The 17,708-nt window shown below is 68.3% G+C and carries 15 protein-coding genes; 8 read left to right on the top strand and 7 right to left on the bottom strand.

Annotated elements, in window-relative coordinates:
* Positions 1-70 precede the first annotated feature (70 nt).
* Complete coding sequence (locus EV139_RS16210; protein ID WP_130453048.1) at positions 71-3,151, top strand: cytochrome P450; 3,081 nt, start codon at positions 71-73, stop codon at positions 3,149-3,151.
* On the opposite strand, the gene EV139_RS04070 is transcribed toward EV139_RS16210, so the two are convergent.
* The 5 genes from EV139_RS04070 to EV139_RS04050 form a co-directional block, all read right to left on the bottom strand.
* On the bottom strand, positions 3,141-3,971 hold the full coding sequence (locus EV139_RS04070) for an ABC transporter ATP-binding protein (protein ID WP_130453047.1): 831 nt from the start codon (positions 3,969-3,971) through the stop codon (positions 3,141-3,143). The genes EV139_RS16210 and EV139_RS04070 overlap by 11 nt on opposite strands.
* Position 3,972: 1 nt before the next feature.
* Positions 3,973-4,821, bottom strand: a complete 849-nt coding sequence (locus tag EV139_RS04065) for an ABC transporter permease (RefSeq protein WP_130453046.1) — start codon at positions 4,819-4,821, stop codon at positions 3,973-3,975.
* A complete protein-coding gene (locus EV139_RS04060; protein WP_130453045.1) occupies positions 4,818-5,630 on the bottom strand; it encodes an ABC transporter permease in 813 nt (270 codons plus the stop codon). The genes EV139_RS04065 and EV139_RS04060 overlap by 4 nt, the downstream gene beginning before the upstream one ends.
* Positions 5,627-6,592, bottom strand: a complete 966-nt coding sequence (locus EV139_RS04055) for an ABC transporter substrate-binding protein (protein WP_130453044.1) — start codon at positions 6,590-6,592, stop codon at positions 5,627-5,629. Before EV139_RS04055 ends, EV139_RS04060 begins: the two co-directional genes overlap by 4 nt.
* Before the next feature lie 240 nt (positions 6,593-6,832).
* Complete coding sequence (locus EV139_RS04050; protein WP_241988962.1) at positions 6,833-8,065, bottom strand: MFS transporter; 1,233 nt, start codon at positions 8,063-8,065, stop codon at positions 6,833-6,835.
* A gap of 138 nt (positions 8,066-8,203) precedes the next feature.
* Between EV139_RS04050 and EV139_RS04045 the strand changes: the two genes are divergently transcribed.
* Genes EV139_RS04045 through EV139_RS04035 form a run of 3 tightly spaced genes read left to right on the top strand, consistent with a single transcriptional unit; the run spans position 8,204 to position 10,796 of the window.
* Positions 8,204-8,983 (top strand): 3-oxoacid CoA-transferase subunit A, encoded by a 780-nt coding sequence (locus EV139_RS04045; protein ID WP_130453043.1) that lies wholly within the window; start codon positions 8,204-8,206, stop codon positions 8,981-8,983.
* The gene (locus tag EV139_RS04040; RefSeq protein ID WP_130453042.1) at positions 8,980-9,630 is read left to right on the top strand and encodes a 3-oxoacid CoA-transferase subunit B; all 651 of its coding nucleotides are present in this window, start codon (positions 8,980-8,982) and stop codon (positions 9,628-9,630) included. Before EV139_RS04045 ends, EV139_RS04040 begins: the two co-directional genes overlap by 4 nt.
* The gene (locus EV139_RS04035) at positions 9,627-10,796 is read left to right on the top strand and encodes a thiolase family protein (RefSeq protein ID WP_130453041.1); all 1,170 of its coding nucleotides are present in this window, start codon (positions 9,627-9,629) and stop codon (positions 10,794-10,796) included. Before EV139_RS04040 ends, EV139_RS04035 begins: the two co-directional genes overlap by 4 nt.
* On the opposite strand, the gene EV139_RS04030 is transcribed toward EV139_RS04035, so the two are convergent.
* Complete coding sequence (locus EV139_RS04030) at positions 10,793-11,806, bottom strand: aldo/keto reductase family protein (protein ID WP_130453040.1); 1,014 nt, start codon at positions 11,804-11,806, stop codon at positions 10,793-10,795. The genes EV139_RS04035 and EV139_RS04030 overlap by 4 nt on opposite strands.
* Before the next feature lie 181 nt (positions 11,807-11,987).
* Between EV139_RS04030 and EV139_RS04025 the strand changes: the two genes are divergently transcribed.
* Positions 11,988-12,731 carry an IclR family transcriptional regulator domain-containing protein gene (locus tag EV139_RS04025; protein WP_198677471.1) on the top strand — a complete coding sequence of 248 codons (744 nt, stop codon included), beginning with the start codon at positions 11,988-11,990 and terminating at the stop codon, positions 12,729-12,731.
* 37 nt (positions 12,732-12,768) lie between these two features.
* Here the strand turns inward: EV139_RS04025 and EV139_RS04020 are convergent, their stop codons facing one another.
* Entirely contained in the window at positions 12,769-13,599 is an 831-nt protein-coding gene (locus tag EV139_RS04020; protein WP_130453038.1) for an aldo/keto reductase, read from the bottom strand.
* 116 nt (positions 13,600-13,715) lie between these two features.
* On the opposite strand from EV139_RS04020, the gene EV139_RS04015 reads away from it, so the two are divergent.
* The 3 genes from EV139_RS04015 to EV139_RS04005 all read left to right on the top strand — a co-directional run bounded on the left by EV139_RS04015 (position 13,716) and on the right by EV139_RS04005 (position 17,701).
* On the top strand, positions 13,716-14,243 hold the full coding sequence (locus EV139_RS04015) for an HPP family protein (RefSeq protein ID WP_130453037.1): 528 nt from the start codon (positions 13,716-13,718) through the stop codon (positions 14,241-14,243).
* A gap of 146 nt (positions 14,244-14,389) precedes the next feature.
* On the top strand, positions 14,390-16,561 hold the full coding sequence (locus tag EV139_RS04010; protein WP_130453036.1) for an ATP-dependent Clp protease ATP-binding subunit: 2,172 nt from the start codon (positions 14,390-14,392) through the stop codon (positions 16,559-16,561).
* A gap of 150 nt (positions 16,562-16,711) precedes the next feature.
* Positions 16,712-17,701 (top strand): glycerophosphodiester phosphodiesterase, encoded by a 990-nt coding sequence (locus EV139_RS04005; protein WP_130453035.1) that lies wholly within the window; start codon positions 16,712-16,714, stop codon positions 17,699-17,701.
* Positions 17,702-17,708: the final 7 nt, after the last annotated feature.

The raw sequence follows: 17,708 nt of genomic DNA, 5'->3' as shown, positions 1-17,708 counted from the left end.
TTTTCTTGAATAAGAATCCCGCGCATACTCGGGGCAAGTAGGAACGAACCGCCGAACACAAGGACGTGACATGACTGGTATCGAGGCTCCGATCGCCGACTGGGTAACGATTCCGGAGCTCTACCGAGATCCGTTTCTCATCTATGAGCGGCTCCGCGCAGAGGGCGGGGTGCACTGGGTGCCGGCGGTCAATCGGTTCCTCATCACATCGTACGAGGCGGTCCACCAGACGGAACTGGATCAGGAGGTATTCTCGGCGAACGAGCGCGACTCGCTCCAGATCCGAGCTATGGGGCACTCAATGCTGCGGCGAGATGATCCCGAACACTATCTCGAGCGCAAGGCCTGGCAGCCCGCGCTCCGCCCCGGAGTGGTGAAGCGCACCTGGACCGAAATGTTCCACAGGAACGCCAAGCGCTACCTGGCGGAGCTCGTAGACAAGGGGCCTGGCGCGGACCTGATCTGGGACTTCGCCGCGCCCTACGCGGCAGAGAGCCTGCGGGAGGTGATCGGGCTCTACAACGCGACGCAGGAGGATCTGCAGCGCTGGTCACAGACCATGATCGATGCGACGGGCAACTACGCGGACGATCCTGAGGTGTGGGCGCGCGGCAAGCGATCGTTCGACGAGGTTGACGTGGTGCTCGACGAGATGCTCGCCTGGCATCAGAAACACCCCGACCACACGCTGCTCTCCACGCTCCTGCGCATCCCCGACTACGAGATGCCCATTGATCGCATCCGTGCGAACGTGAAGATGACGATCGGCGGCGGTTTGAATGAACCGCGCGACGCGCTGGGGGTCACGGCGTGGGCGCTGCTCACCCACCCCGAGCAGCGCGCGGCCGTCGCGGCCGACCGATCGCTGTGGTCCACGGCATTCGACGAGTCCCTGCGCTGGGTCGCGCCCATCGGGCTCTACTCGCGGCAGACCACTCGCGCGGTCGACGTTGCGGGAGTGCGGCTCCCGAGCGGTGCAAAGCTCGGGATCTGCATCCTCTCGGCAAACCGGGACGAGCAGATCTGGGACCGCGCCCCAGAATTCGACCTGCGCCGGGAATCGAAACCCCACCTCGCCTTTGGAAAGGGTGTGCACGTCTGCCTGGGAGCCTGGGTTGCCCGGGCGCAGGTTGCAGACGTCGGCCTGCCGCTACTCTTTGAATCGCTCGAGGGGTTGCGCGTGCTCCCCGAAGATCCGCCGGAGATCGGCGGCTGGGTGTTCCGAGGAATGACGAAGCTTCCCGTGAGCTGGACCGCGGTTCGCGGGCAAGACGTCTCCGGAGCCGCACCCGCCAGTGCGGCGCAGATGGCTCCCGCGGCCCGGGGGGCGGAGGGCGACACGGAAGCGCCCGAGCCAGGGATCCCCGCGCCCAGGATCGCGATCGTTGGCTCCGGGCCCTCCGGGAGCTTCTCGGCGCAGGCGCTGCGGCGCACGTTCCCCGCGGCGCCGATCGACGTGTTCGACGCGCTTCCCACACCGTACGGGCTTGTTCGCTACGGCGTCGCCCCGGACCACCAGGGAACCAAATCGGTGACCCGGCAGTTCGATCGGCTCTTCCTCGCTGAAGGGGTGCGGTTTACCGGGGAGACGCAGCTGGGACGCGACGTGACGCTACCGGAACTGCGCGCCGCCTTCGACGTGGTGGTGCTCGCGACGGGGCTCCACCGCGACCGGCCACTCCCGGTGCCCGGGGCGACCCTTCCCGGGGTGCGCGGCGCGGGAGCGGTGACGCGCGTGCTCACGCAGCACCCGGACGAGCCCGCTCAGCCGCCGCTCGGAGCCCGCGTGGTGGTGCTGGGGCACGGGAACGTCGCGATGGACGTCGTGCGCCTCCTGGCGCGGGATCCCGCGGAGTTCGACGGTTCGGACGTGGACGACCCATCGCGCGATGCGCTCGTGGGTGCCGTCCGGACCATTCACCTGGTTGGTCGGAGCGGGGTGAGCGCGGCGAAGTTCGACCCAGTGATGGTGCGCGAGCTCGCGGGCCTCACGGGTGTGCACCACGTGGTGCACGGCGCCGCGGAGCTGCCTGAGCAGGCCCGCGATGCAAGGGTCGATGCGGTCCGAGAGCTGGTTGCCGCGGGCGAAGCGGCCCAGACCGCCGCCGGCACACCGCGCGTGCGCGTCGAGTGGTGGTTTGCTGCAGCGCCCACACGGATAGTGGGAGCGGATCGTGTGACCGGAGTCGCGATCGAGTCCACGGGCGACGCAGCCTCGGTGTCGCGTGTTCTTCCCGCTGACGACGTGATCACCGCGATCGGCTTCGAAGGTACCGAGGACACCCCGCTCGAGCCAGGCGCCCACCCTGACGGTCGGGTGGAACCGGGACTCTACACGGCGGGGTGGCTCCGGCGCGGCCCGCGCGGCACGATCCCGGACCAGCGCACGGACGCGCGGGACCTCGCCCTGACGGTTGCCGCTGATCTCGCGAGCGGCGCGATTGCCGTCGAAGAGGACGGCGCCGCCGCAGCGAAACTCCTGGCGCGCGTGCGCGCGGCGGGAACTGATTTTGACGGGTGGCGCCGCATCGACCTCCGGGAACGACTCACGGCGGCCCCCGGCCGCGAGCGCGCGAAGCTCGCCTCCCGCGCCGAGCTGCGCGCGGCGGCGGGTGACCTCACGCTTGACCTCCCGCCAGTTCCCGAGGGCGGCGCAGACGCGCTCGCCGCCGAGGTGCCGCTCACCGTGCTCTTCGGTACCGAGTCCGGTGGGGCCGAGCTCGTCTCGGAGGAGCTTGCGCAGGTGCTCGGCGCCGCGCCGGGTGCCGACGTGCGCGTGCACGACCTCGCGGAGATCGCCCCCGAAGACCTGGACGCGGATCGTATGCACCTGCTCATCTGCTCGACCTACGGCGACGGTGAGGTGCCAACCTCTGCGCGGCCGTTCCACCGGGCGCTCGTTGAGGCGCGGCCCGATCTCACCGGGATTCGTTACGCGGTGTTCGGCATGGGCGACCGCAGCTACGACAAGACCTACTCGCGCGGGAGCGAGCTCGTGGATGAGGCGCTCACCGCCTGCGGCGCTGCGCGAGTGGGCGAGTACGGGCGGCACGACGCGGGCGGGCCACTCAGTGTCACGGAGGCGGCGCGCGAGTGGGCGTCCGGGGTGCTCGCGGCGATCGCAGCTGCGGCGGTTCCTCTCAGTGACTGATGTGCGCCTCCGCGACCGTCCGTGCCCCGTGCTTCGCGGCCTGAACGAGCTCGTACACGTGGGTGCGCAGCCGCGCGAACTCGGCGTCGCTGCGCGTTTCGATCTGGGAGCGCTGCGCGCCGAGGTTGACGTGGACGTCCTCGAAAATCACGGTGGGGCGCCCCGAGAGGACCAGGACGCGCTCGCCGAGATAGATCGCCTCGTCGATGTCGTGCGTCACGAACACCACTGTGACCCCGAGCCGCTCCCACAGCGACCGCACCAGGTCTTCGAGCTCGAACCGCGTCTGCGCGTCTACCGCCGCGAACGGCTCATCCATGAGGAGGACCTGGGGCTCGTAGGCGACGGCGCGCGCGATCGCGACGCGCTGCTGCATGCCGCCGGAGAGCTGCCACGGATACTTCTCACCCTCGCCGGCAAGCGAGACCGCGGCGAGCGCTTCGGCGACGAGTTCGAGACGGCGGGAGCGGGGAATCCGCTTTTCCTTGAGTGGAAGCTCGATGTTCTCGGCGACCGTGAGCCACGGGAACAGTGAGCGGCCGTACTCCTGCAGCACAACGGCGAGGCCTGGTGGGGGGCCGGAGATCGTCGTGCCAGCGAGCACGATCTCGCCGGAGCTCGGCGTGAGGAGACCCGCGAGACAGCGCAACAGCGTGGTCTTGCCCGCTCCGGACGGACCGACGATGCAAACGAGCTCGCCCGCGCTGATCTTGAAGTCGAGCTGCCGGATCGCCTCAACCGGCTCGCCTCGTCCGGTGTAGGTCTTGCTGAGCGCGCGTACTTCGAGCGTGGCTGAGCCTGCGGGGGGAATCATTGACATGTCATGCACCTTCGCGTTGCGTCTGGAGGTACCCGTGGTACCACGTGAGTACTGAGCCCGAGATCACTCGGAACACTAGGGAGAGGAGGGCGCCGAGCACCCCGAGCAGGATCACCCCGCCCCACATCTGTGGGATGGCGAAGCTCCGCTGGAACTGGACGATCGTGAACCCGAGCCCGTCCTTTGCGGCGAACATCTCGCTGATCACCATCAGGATGATGCCGATCGAGAGCGCCTGCCGCGCGCCCGTGACGATCTGGGGGCTCGCGCCGGGAAGTGTGACACGGCGCAGGGTTCCCCAGCGTGAGAAACGGTAGCTGCGCGCGGTGTCGCGGAGCACCGGATCGATCGCACGGACGCCCTCGACGGTGTTCAGGAGGATGGGCCAGAGGCACCCGATTGCGATGACCGCGATCTTCATGCCGTCGCCGATTCCCATGAAGAGCATGAAGATGGGGACGAGCACCGGCGGGGGAATGGCGCGGAAAAACTCGAGCACCGGTTCGACTGTTGCCCGGATGCGCCGCGAGGTGCCCACCGTGATCCCGAGGACGATCCCCGCCACCAGTGCGAGTGTGTATCCTGCGAGGATACGGAGCACGCTCGGCACAACGTCGCGCATGAACCGGGTCGCCATGAAATCCTCGCCACCAAACCAGGTGGGCCAAAACTCAGCGATCGTGGTCGAGAGCGGGGGGTTGAGGTAATTGGTACTGCCGGCGGATCCGAACCACCAGAGCGCGACGAGGATCGCCGGAAGCGCGAGGAGCGCGGCTGCGCGCCTCATTGCGCTCCGGGCTTTCGCCCCGCTGCCGCGTTGCGCGATGGTGCGGAGGGTGGTGGTGGTCATGCGTGCGCCTCCGTTCGGATCGAGGGGTGCCAGGAGAGTGTGCGCCGCTCGGTGGCCCGCGCAATGACGTTCACGATGACCCCGAGGGCGCCTGCCACGATTACGTAGGCGTACATCGGCGCGACTGCGCCAGACTCGCGAGCGAGTGCGAGCCTGCCGCCGATACCGTCGCCGCTGATGAGAAGCTCGCCGGTGACGGTGACGGTGAGGATGAGCGCGACGGACGCCGCCAGCCGCAGCCCGGTCATCGCGAACGGGAGTGTCGTAGGCCAGACGACCGAGCGAATGCGGGTGAGGGGCCTGAAGCGGTACGAGCGTGCGGTGTCGGAAGCGACCGGGTCGATGTCTTGGACCCCCGCCATCACCTGCATCAGGATCTGCCAGAAGCTGGCGTACACCACGAGCAGCAGGGTGGACGGCATCCCGGTGCCGAGGAGTAGCACCGCGACGGGGATCAGCGCGACCGACGGCACCGGCCGCAAGAACTCGATGGTTGACGCCGTGTACTCGCGCAGCCAGCCCACCGTGCCGAGCAGCACGCCGATGCCAACCCCGGCGAGCAGCGAGATGCCGAGGCCGATCAGCCAGGTGAGGAGGGTCTGGCCGAGCGCGATCCAGAAGGTCGACGTCGTCGCGATTGCGAACAGCGCGCCGAGCATTTCGGAGACTGGGGGCAAGTACCGGGCGTCGACCATCCCGAGCTGTGGGAGCAGCTCAAGAACGATGAGGAGCGCGAGGACTCCAGCGGCGCCGAGTACCCAGTCGGGTATTCGCCGAACGGAGGCGTCGCGGACGGTAGTCGTGGTCATCGTGGCAGCAGCTGCGAAACGTCGATTGCCTCGTCAACCATGCCGTAGCGCAGCGCGAGATCTGCCAGGAGCTGCACGCTCTCGGTGTTGATGTCTGGCTTGAACCGGGGGAGCGTCATCGTTTCCTTGATCTCCGGGTCGATCTCCGTGTAGGAGTCCAGCGTGGCCCGAGTGACATCGGGGTTCGCGTCGGCGTACTCAAGGGACTTTCGCATCGCCGAGGTAAACGACTCAACGATCTCGGGGTGCTCGGCCGCGTACGGGGTGCTCGTGAAATACGCGGAGATCATGAGATCGGGGTCGGTTTCCGCGTAGTTCCAGGAGATCACCCGGGCGCCCTCCGCCACGGCGCGGGTGAGGTGTGGGGCGAGGATCCAGGCTGCGTCAACCTGCTCTGAGGCGATCGCCGCGGGCATATCAGGGAAGCCCATCTCGGTGAATTGGATCTTCGCCGGGTCTCCGCCATCCTTCTCGACCACGTTGCGCACGGTCGAATCGCCAATGTTGTTCAAGGTGTTTACGGCGACGGTCTTCCCGGCAAGATCCGCCGCGGTCGTGATCGGTGATCCCTCGGGCACGACGACAGCGCCGATATCCGGATCGCTCCCGGTGGTGAAGTTCGCGGCGCTTACGGCCTGGATCGGGACCCCGTTTGACACCCCGAGCAGGAGTGAAGTGACGTTACTGAAACCAAACTGGTAGTCACCAGAGACGACGGCGGGGACGATTGCCGCTCCCCCCTGCGCGAGTTCGAGGGAGACATCAAGGCCCTCTTCCTCAAAGAACCCCTGTTCGACGCCCACATATATTGCTGCGACATCGACGATCGGCATCACGCCGACCGTGATCGGGGTGAGTCCGTCGGTGTCCTCAGACGGTGCCGGGGATGAGCTGCCGCTGCAGGCGCTCAGCGCGAGCGCGGCTGCCGCGACGAGTGCGAGCGCGGGGATTGGGGATCGCATGGGTTCTCCTTTGAACGTAAACTTGCGGCAATTCGCATTGCGAAAAGAATTGCCCATAGCGAAACTATCCTGGGTAGCGCGCGGATGTCAAAGATTCATGGTCAGTCTGGCTGCGCTCCGCCGCCCCTCGCCGGCGGTGGCACTCAAGCCTCGAATCCCGCGGTGCTGCGCGAGATGAGGAGCTGCCGTCAGGGCTGAGGCCCGTGGGGTGGCGAGTGGGGGGGCGTGCGCGCCTCCGAGTTACGCCCGCTCGAACACCAAGCGATCGCGACCGAGCACGATTCCGGCGATCAGCTGAGCTGCTCCGACGGCGAGGAGCAGTATCAGCGGCGCCAGCCAGTCTCCGGTCGCCTCGTGCGCGGCGCCAAACGCGATAGGGCCGGCCGCCGCGATGAGGTACCCCACCGACTGGGCCATGCCGGAGAGCGCGCTCGCGGACGAGTGATCGGGCGCCTTGGTGGCCATGAAGAGCAGTGAGAGGCTGAGGGAGGCGCCCGAAGCAGCCCCGCCCACGAGGATCCAGGGCAGGGGTGCCGCGGGGGTGAAAACGAAGCCCGCGAACGCTCCGGCGATCACCGCTGGAATGAGCGCCGGCACCCATTTCTTGAGGTTGCCGCGATACAGCAACGGGACGAGCAGGGAACCGCCGATCGCGACCACCTGGTAGAGCATCACTTCGACTCCTGCTTCGACCGCGGAGCGCCCGGCAGTGGTGGCGATCGGGGCGAGCCAGGTTGAGATCATGTAGAACAGCGCCGCCTGCAGTCCCATGTAGGCCGCCACCCACCAGGCCACTGGATCGCGCCAGATCCCTCGGCCCGAGCGCGGGGGGAGACCTGCGGGCGCCGCCACCGAGTCCGGAGCGGGTACCGGCCGACCTCCCGGGGTGCGGGTTGCCGCGATCCACACGACAAGCGCAATCGGAATGAGCGCCCCGGTGGTGAGGAGCGCTACGCGCCACCCGAGTTCGCCGGCACCCGTGTCAATCCGCGCGATTGGCACAACGAGGCCGGCCGATACCGCACCGAGTCCGCCGAGGAGTGCGGTGTAGACGCCCATAACGAGGGGCACGCGCGTGCTGAAATCACGTCGGATGACCGCGGGGAGCAGTACGTTTCCGATCGCGAGCGCGGCTCCGATCAGCGCCGTACCCAGCCAGAGGTTGGGTGGCCCGCCGGGGAGCGAGCGCCAGACGGTACCGACCATCAGGGCGATGAGGGACCAAGTGACGGCGCGCGACAGGCCGATCCTCATGCTGAGGCCGTGCGCGAGCGGCGACACGAGGGCCCAGGTGAGCAGTGGCACCGACGCAAGCCCGCCGAGTACGGCGGGGCTCACGCTCTGGTCTGCGGCGATCTGCTCAAGGAGTGGCCCGACCCCGGTGATGGTCATCCTCATGTTGACCGCCACGAGGCAGACCGCCACGAAGAGCAGCCCCCAGGGGCGTGCTGCGGCGAGCTGGTGTCTGGTCACGCCTGGACCCTATCGCACGGCGGACGGGTGCGGGCAGCTGGACAATCCCGTAGGATATGCGAGAAGCGAAGTATTTTTCGCATTACGAATTATCTCTCGCGCGGTATCGCGCGACGTTCCGGGGCGAGGAGGCAGCGGATGATTGACAAGACCGTCACGTCCGTCGAGGCGGCGGTATCGGGGATCCATGACGGGGCGACCGTGATGATCGGGGGGTTCGGCCGAGCCGGGCAGCCGGTCGAGCTGATCGACGCGTTGATTGAGCAGGGCGCGAGCGAGCTCACCATCGTGAACAACAACGCCGGCAACGGCGACGTGGGGCTCGCGGCGCTGCTGGCTAAGCGCCGGGTGCGCAAGATCATCTGCTCCTTCCCGCGCCAGTCAGACTCCTGGGTGTTCGACGGGCTCTACCGCGAGGGCGCGATCGAGCTTGAGCTTGTGCCCCAGGGGAACCTCGCCGAGCGGATTAGGGCAGCCGGGGCGGGCATTGGCGCCTTTTACACGCCCACCGGGGTCGGCACGCAGCTTGCCGAGGGGAAGGAGACGCGGGAGATCGAAGGCCGCGTGTACGCCCTTGAGTACCCGATCCGAGCAGACTTCGCGCTCGTGAGTGCGCGGGCGGCTGACCGCTGGGGCAACCTCGTGTATCGCGAGACCGCCCGCAACTTTGGTCCGATCATGGCGACCGCGGCACAGACCACGATCGTGCAGGTTGACGAACTGGTTGAGCTCGGCGCGATCGACCCAGAAACGGTGGTCACCCCCGGAATCTTCGTCGACCGTGTCGTCGCCGTCGGCGAACGGCGCTGGCTCCGCAACGGTGAGTTCGTCGGTGGCGTCGACCTTGAGGGGCAACCACTCGTCCACGCGAACGTGGACGCGAGCACGGATCTCACCACGCAGGGAGGCGCGAAATGAGCACCGGAATCACCAGGAATGAGCTCGCGGCTCGGATCGCCGCGGACATCCGTGAGGGATCGACAGTGAACCTCGGGATCGGCGCGCCCACCCTCGTGGCAAACTACCTTCCCGCCGACCAAGAAATCATTCTCCACACTGAAAACGGGATGCTCGGGATGGGGCCGGCGCCCGAGCAGGGCCTCGTCGACCCCGATCTCATCAACGCCGGCAAACAGGCGGTCACTGCCGTCGCGGGCGCCGCGTATTTCCACCACGCGGATTCGTTTGGCATGATGCGCGGCGGGCATCTCGACGTATGTGTGCTCGGCGCGTTTCAAGTCGCGGAGAACGGCGACCTTGCTAACTGGTCGACCGGTGCGCCCGGGGCGATCCCCGCGGTGGGGGGCGCAATGGACCTCGCCATCGGCGCGAAGGACGTGTACGTGATGACCGACCTGCTGACCAAGCAAGGCGAGTCGAAGCTCGTTGCGGCGTGCAGCTACCCGCTCACCGGGGTCGGCTGCGTGTCTCGGGTCTACACCGACCGGGCAATCTTTGACGTGACCGCGACTGGCTTCGCGGTGCGCGAATTGTTTGGGGGCACCACAATTGAGCAGCTCCGCGAACTCACGGGACTGGCGCTGACCGAGGGAGCACCGGCATGAGCGGCACCTACATTTACGACGCGGTACGCACGCCGTTTGGGCGAGCCGGCGGTGCGCTCGCGGGCGTGCGCCCGGACGACCTCGCGGCGACGGTGATGCGGGCCGCGGTCGAACGGACCGGCATTGACCCGGCCCGCATCGGCGACGTGATCTTCGGAGACGCGAACCAGGCGGGCGAAGACAATCGCAACGTCGCGCGCTTCGGCGCTCTGCTCGCCGGGTTTCCCACCTCCGTGACCGGGGTGACCGTGAACCGTCTCTGCGCTTCGTCAGTGGAAGCGGTGATCCAGGGCGCACGCGCGATCGAGTCGGGCGACGCGAGCCTGGTGCTCGCGGGTGGTGTCGAGTCGATGAGCCGCGCCCCGTTCGTCGTAGAGAAATCGGCCAAGCCGTGGCCCGCGGTCGGAAACCAGACCATGTGGAACACCGCCATTGGGTGGCGCATGATCAATCGGGAGCTGCCCACCCACTGGACCATCTCGAACGGCGAGGCCGCCGAGAAGACCGCGCGAACCTGGGGCATCACCCGGGAGGCGCAGGACGCGTTTGCGGTGCGCTCGCACCGGCTCGCGGCGGCGGCCTGGGCCGCCGGGGTCTACGACCCTGAGATCGTGCAGGTGCCCGGCGCGGCCCTCACGCGCGACGAGGGGATTCGCGACGACTCATCCGTCGAGAAGCTCGGCGGCCTGCGCCCGCTCTTCGCTGCCGACGGCACGGTGACCGCGGGCAACGCCTCGCCGATCAATGACGGTGCGTCGGCTGTGCTGCTCGGCGCCGAGGGTGCGCTGCCGGAGGAGCCGCTGGCTCGGATCATCGGCCGCGCCGCTCACGGCGTCGATCCGGACGACTTCCCGATCGCCCCGATTGAGGCCGCGAACCAGGCCCTCGCCCGCGCGGGCAAGACGTGGGCCGACGTTGACCTGGTCGAGCTCAACGAGGCCTTCGCCTCACAGGCGCTCGCGTGCCTTGCGGGCTGGCCGGAGCTCGACCCGGAGCGGCTCAACGTGCACGGTGGCGCGCTCGCGATTGGACACCCGCTCGGGGCGTCCGGCGGGCGGATCATCGGTCACGCGGCCCACGAGCTGCGCCGCCGTGGTCGCGGCGTCGCCGTGGTCGCGATCTGCATTGGCGTGGGCCAGGGCCTTGCCGTGGTGCTGGAGCGCTAGACGAGGCGCCGCTTCGGCGACACCCCGTACGTGTCCTCCGGGTCCCGGTTGGGGGTGTCGCCGAGCGCCTCGTCAATGGCGCGCAGGGTGTCGGCGTCGAGCGTCACCCCGGACGCCTTGACGGTGTCAGCGAGCTGTTCGGGGCGCGAGGCACCCACCAGGGCCGCCGCGACGCCGGGGTTCTGGAGCACCCACGCGATGGCGAGCTGCGGCATGGTGAGCCCGGCGGCCGCCGCGATGGGCGCGAGGCGCTGCACCGCCTCGAGGATATCGTCGCGGAGGTACTTCTGAATGAAGTCGGCCCCCGACTTCTCGTCCGTGGCGCGGGAGCCGGCCGGCACCTGCTGTCCGGGCAGGTACTTCCCGGAGAGGACCCCCTGCGCCATCGGGGACCACACGATCTGGGAGATCCCGAGCTCCTCGGACGCGGGGATCACCCGCTCCTCGATCACGCGATGCAGCATCGAGTACTGTGGCTGGTTCGAGATGAGCTGCACCCCGAGGCGCGTGGCGATCTCGTGGCCGGCGCGAAGCTGCTCAGCGGTCCACTCGGAGACGCCAATGTAGAGCGCCTTTCCCTGACGCACGACGTCGGCGAACGCCTGCATGGTCTCCTCGAGCGGCGTCTCATAGTCGTAGCGATGGGCCTGGTACAGATCGACGTAGTCGGTGCCGAGTCTGGTGAGCGACCCGTCGATCGACTCAAAGATGTGCTTGCGGCTGAGGCCGGTGTCGTTCGGCCCCATGGGGCCCGTGGGGAAGTACACCTTGGTGAAGATCTCGAGCCCGGCGCGGCGCTGGCCCTGCAGTGCGCGTCCGAGTACCGCCTCGGCGGCCGTGTTCGCGTAGGTGTCTGCCGTGTCAAAGGTGGTGATGCCGGCGTCGAGCGCCGCGTGCACGGTCTGCACCGCAGCATCGTCACCAACCTGGGACGCGTGGGTTACCCAGTTGCCGAATGTGATCTCTGAAATCTTGAGCCCGCTGTTGCCAAGGAAGCGATAGTTCACCATGTGATCAACTGTAGATGGGCGGAGCGGTCGGTGGGAATGAAACTTTTGGGCGGGCGCACGCGCTACGCGTCGCTGCCGCGGGTGAGCGGCTAGTCTGAGTTTCGTGACTGAGAGTGGAACCGCCGATGCCGACGTTGAAACCGCGGTCGGCACCGAGGCCGGGAGCGCGAGCGGCGATTTCGTGCAGTCCCTCGCGCGCGGCATCGCCGTGATCCGAACATTTGATGCGGAGCATCCCGAACTCACACTCAGCGAGGTAGCGCGCCGCGCGGAGATGCCGGCTGCCGCGGCCCGGCGGTTTCTCCGCACGCTCGAGACACTCGGCTACGTGCGCGCGACGGGACGCTCCTTCGCCCTGACCCCGCGCATCCTCGAGCTCGGGTTCAGCTACCTCTCCGCGCTCTCACTTCCGGAAGTGATGCAGCCGCACCTTGAGCGGCTCTCCCGTGCGCTCGATGAGTCGGTTTCCGCGGCCGTCCTCACCGAAACGGAGATTGTCTACGTCGCCCGCGTGCCAACGCGACGGATTATGACCGTGGGCATCACGATCGGCACCCGGTTCCCCGCGTACGCGACCAGCATGGGCCGGGCCCTGCTGGCGGCGCTCCCGGAAGAGGGCCAGGCGGCGCTGCTGCGAGAGAGCGTGCTGAGCGCGCTTACCCCGCACACGCTCGCTGAGCCGGAAGAACTCGCGGCGGAACTCGCCAGGGTTCGCGCCCAGGGCTGGGCGCTCGTTGACGGAGAGCTCGAGGCCGGCCTGCGCTCGGTCGCTGCACCGATCCGAGGCCGCGACGGCCGCGTCGTCGCCGCGATCAACGTGTCCACGAGCGCGAGTCGAGAGACGGTGGCGCGCCTCCGCGAGCACCATCTCCCGCAGCTGCTCGACACCGCCGCCGCGATCGAGGCGGACCTCAGGCTGCTGTAGCTGCCCAAGCCACGAAGATCCAGGCCCGCGGCCTCCGCTAGTGCCCGAACGTATCGGCGTCGTGCTGCAGCGGGGCACCAACGTCGAGTGCGTCTATCGCCGCCATCTCCTCCGGGGAGAGCGCAAAGTCGAACAGGGCGAGGTTCTCGCGCTGCCGCACGGGGTTCGCCGATTTAGGGGCCGCAGCGTTGCCGTGCTGCACGTGCCAGCGCAGCACCACCTGGGCCGGCGTCTTCCCGTGTGCGCGCGCGGCATCGCCGACGGCGGGATGATCGAGGAACGAGCCGCCGCGGCCGAGCGGGGAGTAGGCGACCGTCGCGATGCCGTGCGCGCGGTTCGCGGCTTGCACGCGCGGCTGGCTGTGCTCGGGATCCAGCTGGATCTGATTCACCTCGGGCACGAGCCCCGCCGCGGCGGCCCGCTCAAGGTGCGCCGCGGTGAAGTTTGACACGCCCAGAGCGCGGATTCGCCCCTCGTCGCGCAGCGCGACGAGTCCGCGCAGGGCATCGAGATAGCGGTCCTGATCCGGATTTGGCCAGTGGATGAGGAACAGATCGATCGTGTCGACGCCCAGGCGCGCACAGCTCGCCTCCCACGCGGCGCGCACCCCGGCCTCGCTGTGATGCGCCCGGTTGAACTTGGTGGTGATGAACACCTCGTCGCGGGGCAGGCCTGAGCGGCGGATCCCCTCGCCTACACCGCGCTCGTTGCCGTAGTTCTCGGCCGTGTCGATGTGGCGATAGCCCGCCGCGAGCGCCGATTCAACGGCGTCCGCGGTCTCGGCGTCGTCCATGGGCCAGGTCCCGAGCGCGAGGACCGGCATTTCGGCACCGCCCGCGAGGCGGCTGGTTGGGGCGAGGTGTGACATGCTGAGGGCTCCTTCTCCCGTGGACCGATGGCGTTTCAAGACTACGCGGCCGGGTAGGCTACGCGGGTGTCGTCCGCGGGGGAGCCGCGGCACGAGCAGAGACAGAGGGGGCACCCGTGCGGGGTCTATTGCGTTCGGGTCAACCCAGGCTGCCGTGGCGACGGCTCCTGTTTGCGGTCGCTGGGGTGGCGCTCCTCGTGGGCCTGCTGGGGATCGTGGGCGGCTCCGTCGACCGGATCGCGCTGTTCCTCGGCTTCGCGCCGAGCTGCCTCCTCGTCTACCTGCTGCCTGAAGCGCCGGTGTCGCAGCCGATCGCGGTGGTGGGCGGTCACCTGGTGTCAGCGCTCGTCGGGGTGCTCGCCGTGCAGCTCCTCCCGTTCTCGTGGTGGAGCGCCGCGCTCGCCGCCGGGGTTGCGACCGCGGCGATGGCGCTGCTGCGCGTTATTCATCCGCCGGCCGTCGCGACCGCGGTGGTCGCGCTCGTGATTGGGGCCGACTGGATGTTTCTGCTGCTGCCGGCGCTCGTCGCGCCGGTGCTGATCGTTGGACTCGCGCTCGGGTACCACCGGCTCACGGGGGTGCAGTATCCGGCTCCGGGGATCGTGGGTGGCGGCAGAGTCGAGCGGCACCCGCGCGAGGAGTGAGTCGAGCCTCATCTGAATTGCATCTGGCGTGATCGGCGAGTTTCGGTTAAACTTGAGTCAACAACACTCAAGTTTGCGGCGAAAATCCGGCGCAGTCGCGCCGGGGAGTGGTTCGCCGCGCAGCACTGCGACCGGAAGGAACCCACATGCAGGCTAATTGGACGCCCGCCCAGGGCGAGGGTGCCGAGCAATCGGCCCTCGAGCAGTTCGGCGTCAACCTCACCGAGGTAGCGCGATCAGGCAAGCTCGACCCCGTCATTGGGCGCGACTCTGAGATTCGTCGCGTGAGCCAGGTGCTCACTCGGCGCACGAAGAACAACCCGGTACTGATCGGCGAGCCCGGCGTGGGCAAGACCGCCGTCGTTGAGGGCCTCGCCCAGCGCATCGTCGCGGGCGATGTCGCCGAGTCGCTCAAAGACAAGGAGCTGATCTCGCTCGACATCTCGGCGCTGATCGCCGGCGCGAAGTACCGCGGCGAGTTCGAGGAGCGGATGAAGGCCGTCCTCGCCGAGATCAAGGACTCCGATGGCAAGATCATCACCTTCATTGACGAGCTGCACACGCTGATGGGCGCCGGTGGCGGAGAGAGTTCCGTCGCCGCCTCGCAGATGCTCAAGCCGATGCTGGCCCGCGGCGAGCTGCGGCTCATCGGTGCGACCACGCTCGACGAGTACCGCGAGTACATTGAGAAGGACGCGGCCCTCGAGCGGCGTTTCCAGCAGGTCTACGTGGGCGAGCCGACGGTTGAAGACACCGTCGCGATTCTGCGCGGGCTGAAGGAGCGGTACGAGGCGCACCACAAGGTCACCATCGCCGACTCCGCGCTCATCGCTGCGGCGGCGCTGTCGAACCGATACATCACCGCGCGGCAGCTCCCCGACAAGGCAATCGACCTGATCGACGAGGCCGCGAGCCGGCTCCGTATGGAGATCGACTCCGCGCCGATGGAGATCGATGAGCTACGTCGCGCCGTGGATCGGCTCAAGCTCGAAGAGCTGGCGTTGAAGAAGGAGAAGGACGACGCCTCGAAGGAGCGACTCGCGAAGCTGCGCGACGATCTCGCGATGAAGCAGGCCGAGCTCGATGTGCTCGAGGCGCGCTGGGAGCGTGAGCGCTCAAACCTGAACCGGGTTGGTGCGCTCCGTGAAAAGCTCGATCAGCTCCGCATGGCGGCCGAGGTCGCCCAGCGCGAAGGGCAGCTTGAGAAGGCCTCGAAGCTGCTCTACGGTGAGATCCCGGTGATTCAGAAGCAGCTGACCGAGGCGGAGAACGCCGAGGCGGCTGACGAGATCGACGGTGAGCCGCGCATGGTCAACGAGCAGGTCACTGATGAGGACATTGCCGGGGTGGTCGCCGCGTGGACGGGCATTCCCGTGGGGCGCCTCCTTCAGGGCGAGACAGAGAAACTCCTGGCTCTCGAGAGCGAGCTCGGCAAGCGGCTCATCGGCCAGGGCGAGGCGGTGTCGGCGGTTGCCGACGCGGTGCGACGCACGCGAGCCGGGATCGCGGACCCGAACCGGCCCACGGGCTCATTCCTGTTCCTCGGACCCACGGGGGTCGGGAAGACCGAGCTCGCGAAAGCGCTCGCGGAGTTCCTCTTCGACGACGAGCACGCGATGGTGCGGATCGACATGTCCGAGTATGGCGAGAAGCACTCGGTCTCCCGGCTCGTTGGTGCCCCTCCCGGGTACGTCGGGTACGAGCAGGGCGGCCAGCTCACCGAGGCGGTGCGGCGTCGGCCGTACTCCGTGGTGCTGCTCGACGAGGTCGAGAAGGCGCACCCCGAGGTGTTCGATGTGCTGCTCCAGGTGCTCGATGATGGCCGGCTCACCGACGGGCAGGGGCGCACGGTCGATTTCCGCAACGTGATCCTGATCCTCACCTCGAACCTGGGGAGCCAGTACCTCGTCGATCAGGATCTTGCGTGGGCGGAGAAGGAGGACGCCGTGCGCGAGACGGTGCGGCGCGCCTTCAAGCCGGAGTTCATCAACCGGCTCGACGAAATGGTGATCTTCCACCCGCTCTCGGAGGCGGATCTTGCGCAGATCGTCGAGCTCGCAATCGACCGCATGCAGGATCGGCTTGCCGAGCGCCGGCTCACCCTCGCGGTGACGCCGGACGCGCGTGGCTGGCTCGCCTCGCGCGGCTACGATCCGAACTACGGCGCGCGGCCGCTGCGCCGGCTCATGCAGAAGGAGATCGACGACCGGCTTGCCCGGGCGATCCTCTCGGGTGAGGTGCGTGACGGCTCTGCCGTGCGCGTTGACGTGGCCCCGAGCGGGGACACGCTCGAGCTCGCGGTGATGCCGGGGGTCTAGCGCACTGTGGCGCACGACGCGGCCGGCCTGGCGCCCAACGGGGTGCCGGGCCGGCCGTGATTTTGCGTGCAAAAAAAGATCACAAAACGGTAACGGCGTCCGCTATGCTGTGAGCCACCGCGCGGTGTCGCGCGGCGGCAAGGAGGCCACATGCGCAGCAGCATCCCCAGGGGCGTCGCCCGCGCGGTGAGGGGTAGCCTGCTTGCTGGCCTCCTCACCACCACATTCGTGGTGGGGACCGGCGCCACCTCGCACGCGGTCGCGGGAAGCACGATGCAGCTCCACGGGGCGCTGCAGCGCACGGAAGCCGTGGGGATCGTGTCGCACCGGGGCGCTGCGGCGCTCGCTCCTGAGAACACGCTCGCGGCGATGCGGATCGCGATTGATCAGGGCGTCGAGTTTATTGAGGCAGACGTGCACCTCACCGCTGACGGGGTGCCCGTGCTGTTGCACGATCCGACGCTCGACCGCACCACCACCGGCACCGGTCCGGTCGCCGCACTCACGCTCGCGGAGCTGCGTCAGCTCGACGCGGGGAGCTGGTTTGGGGCGGAGTTTGCCGGCGAGCCGGTGCCGACCCTCGAAGAGCTCCTCGCCGAGCTTGACGGCGCCAACGTGCGCGCCCTCGTTGAGCTCAAGGGGATCTGGACGCCGGAGCAGCTCGCGGCGACCGCTGTCCTGCTCCGTGAGGCCGGCATGGTGAATCGCGTCGCGCTGCAATCCTTCGAGCCCGAGATCATTGCGGGGCTCGCGGAGGCCGCCCCCGAGTTCGCCCGGGTGCTGCTCACCCGGGAGTGGGACGAGCAGACGGTTGCGCTGGCTGCCGAGTATCGGGTCTCGGCGGTGGGTGCGCGGCCCAAGCTCTTCGCCGAGCGAGCCGAGCTCCTCGACCGCCTGCGCGAGCTGGGCATCGGCTCCCTCGCCTACACGCTCAACACAGCGGACACCTGGCGCGACGCCGGCGCGCAGCAGATCGACCTGATCGTCACCGACGATCCGGTGCGGCTCGCCGCGTGGCGCGACGAAACCGGAGACCCGGCGCCGCGCTCGCACGGCAGCGGAACGCCGAGAGAGCCCGCCGCCCCACCGCGCGCACAGCGCACGAGGGCCACGGGCTCTCACCAGAGACGGAGCGCCTGACGCGAGT

Source organism: Leucobacter luti, from assembly GCF_004217175.1.
GTDB lineage: Bacteria > Actinomycetota > Actinomycetes > Actinomycetales > Microbacteriaceae > Leucobacter > Leucobacter luti.
The sequence above is the reverse complement of the archived record's forward strand: the minus strand, read 5'-3'. Positions and strand labels throughout refer to the sequence as shown.

Coding starts and splice junctions, on each gene's coding strand:
- EV139_RS04005 (WP_130453035.1), top strand. CDS start 16,712: ATGCGCAGCAGCATCCCCAGGGGCGTCGCCCGCGCGGTGAGGGGTAGC.
- EV139_RS04055 (WP_130453044.1), bottom strand. CDS start 6,592: ATGCGATCCCCAATCCCCGCGCTCGCACTCGTCGCGGCAGCCGCGCTC.
- EV139_RS04010 (WP_130453036.1), top strand. CDS start 14,390: ATGCAGGCTAATTGGACGCCCGCCCAGGGCGAGGGTGCCGAGCAATCG.
- EV139_RS16210 (WP_130453048.1), top strand. CDS start 71: ATGACTGGTATCGAGGCTCCGATCGCCGACTGGGTAACGATTCCGGAG.
- EV139_RS04060 (WP_130453045.1), bottom strand. CDS start 5,630: ATGACCACGACTACCGTCCGCGACGCCTCCGTTCGGCGAATACCCGAC.
- EV139_RS04035 (WP_130453041.1), top strand. CDS start 9,627: ATGAGCGGCACCTACATTTACGACGCGGTACGCACGCCGTTTGGGCGA.
- EV139_RS04070 (WP_130453047.1), bottom strand. CDS start 3,971: ATGTCAATGATTCCCCCCGCAGGCTCAGCCACGCTCGAAGTACGCGCG.
- EV139_RS04045 (WP_130453043.1), top strand. CDS start 8,204: ATGATTGACAAGACCGTCACGTCCGTCGAGGCGGCGGTATCGGGGATC.
- EV139_RS04040 (WP_130453042.1), top strand. CDS start 8,980: ATGAGCACCGGAATCACCAGGAATGAGCTCGCGGCTCGGATCGCCGCG.
- EV139_RS04065 (WP_130453046.1), bottom strand. CDS start 4,821: ATGACCACCACCACCCTCCGCACCATCGCGCAACGCGGCAGCGGGGCG.
- EV139_RS04030 (WP_130453040.1), bottom strand. CDS start 11,806: ATGGTGAACTATCGCTTCCTTGGCAACAGCGGGCTCAAGATTTCAGAG.
- EV139_RS04020 (WP_130453038.1), bottom strand. CDS start 13,599: ATGTCACACCTCGCCCCAACCAGCCGCCTCGCGGGCGGTGCCGAAATG.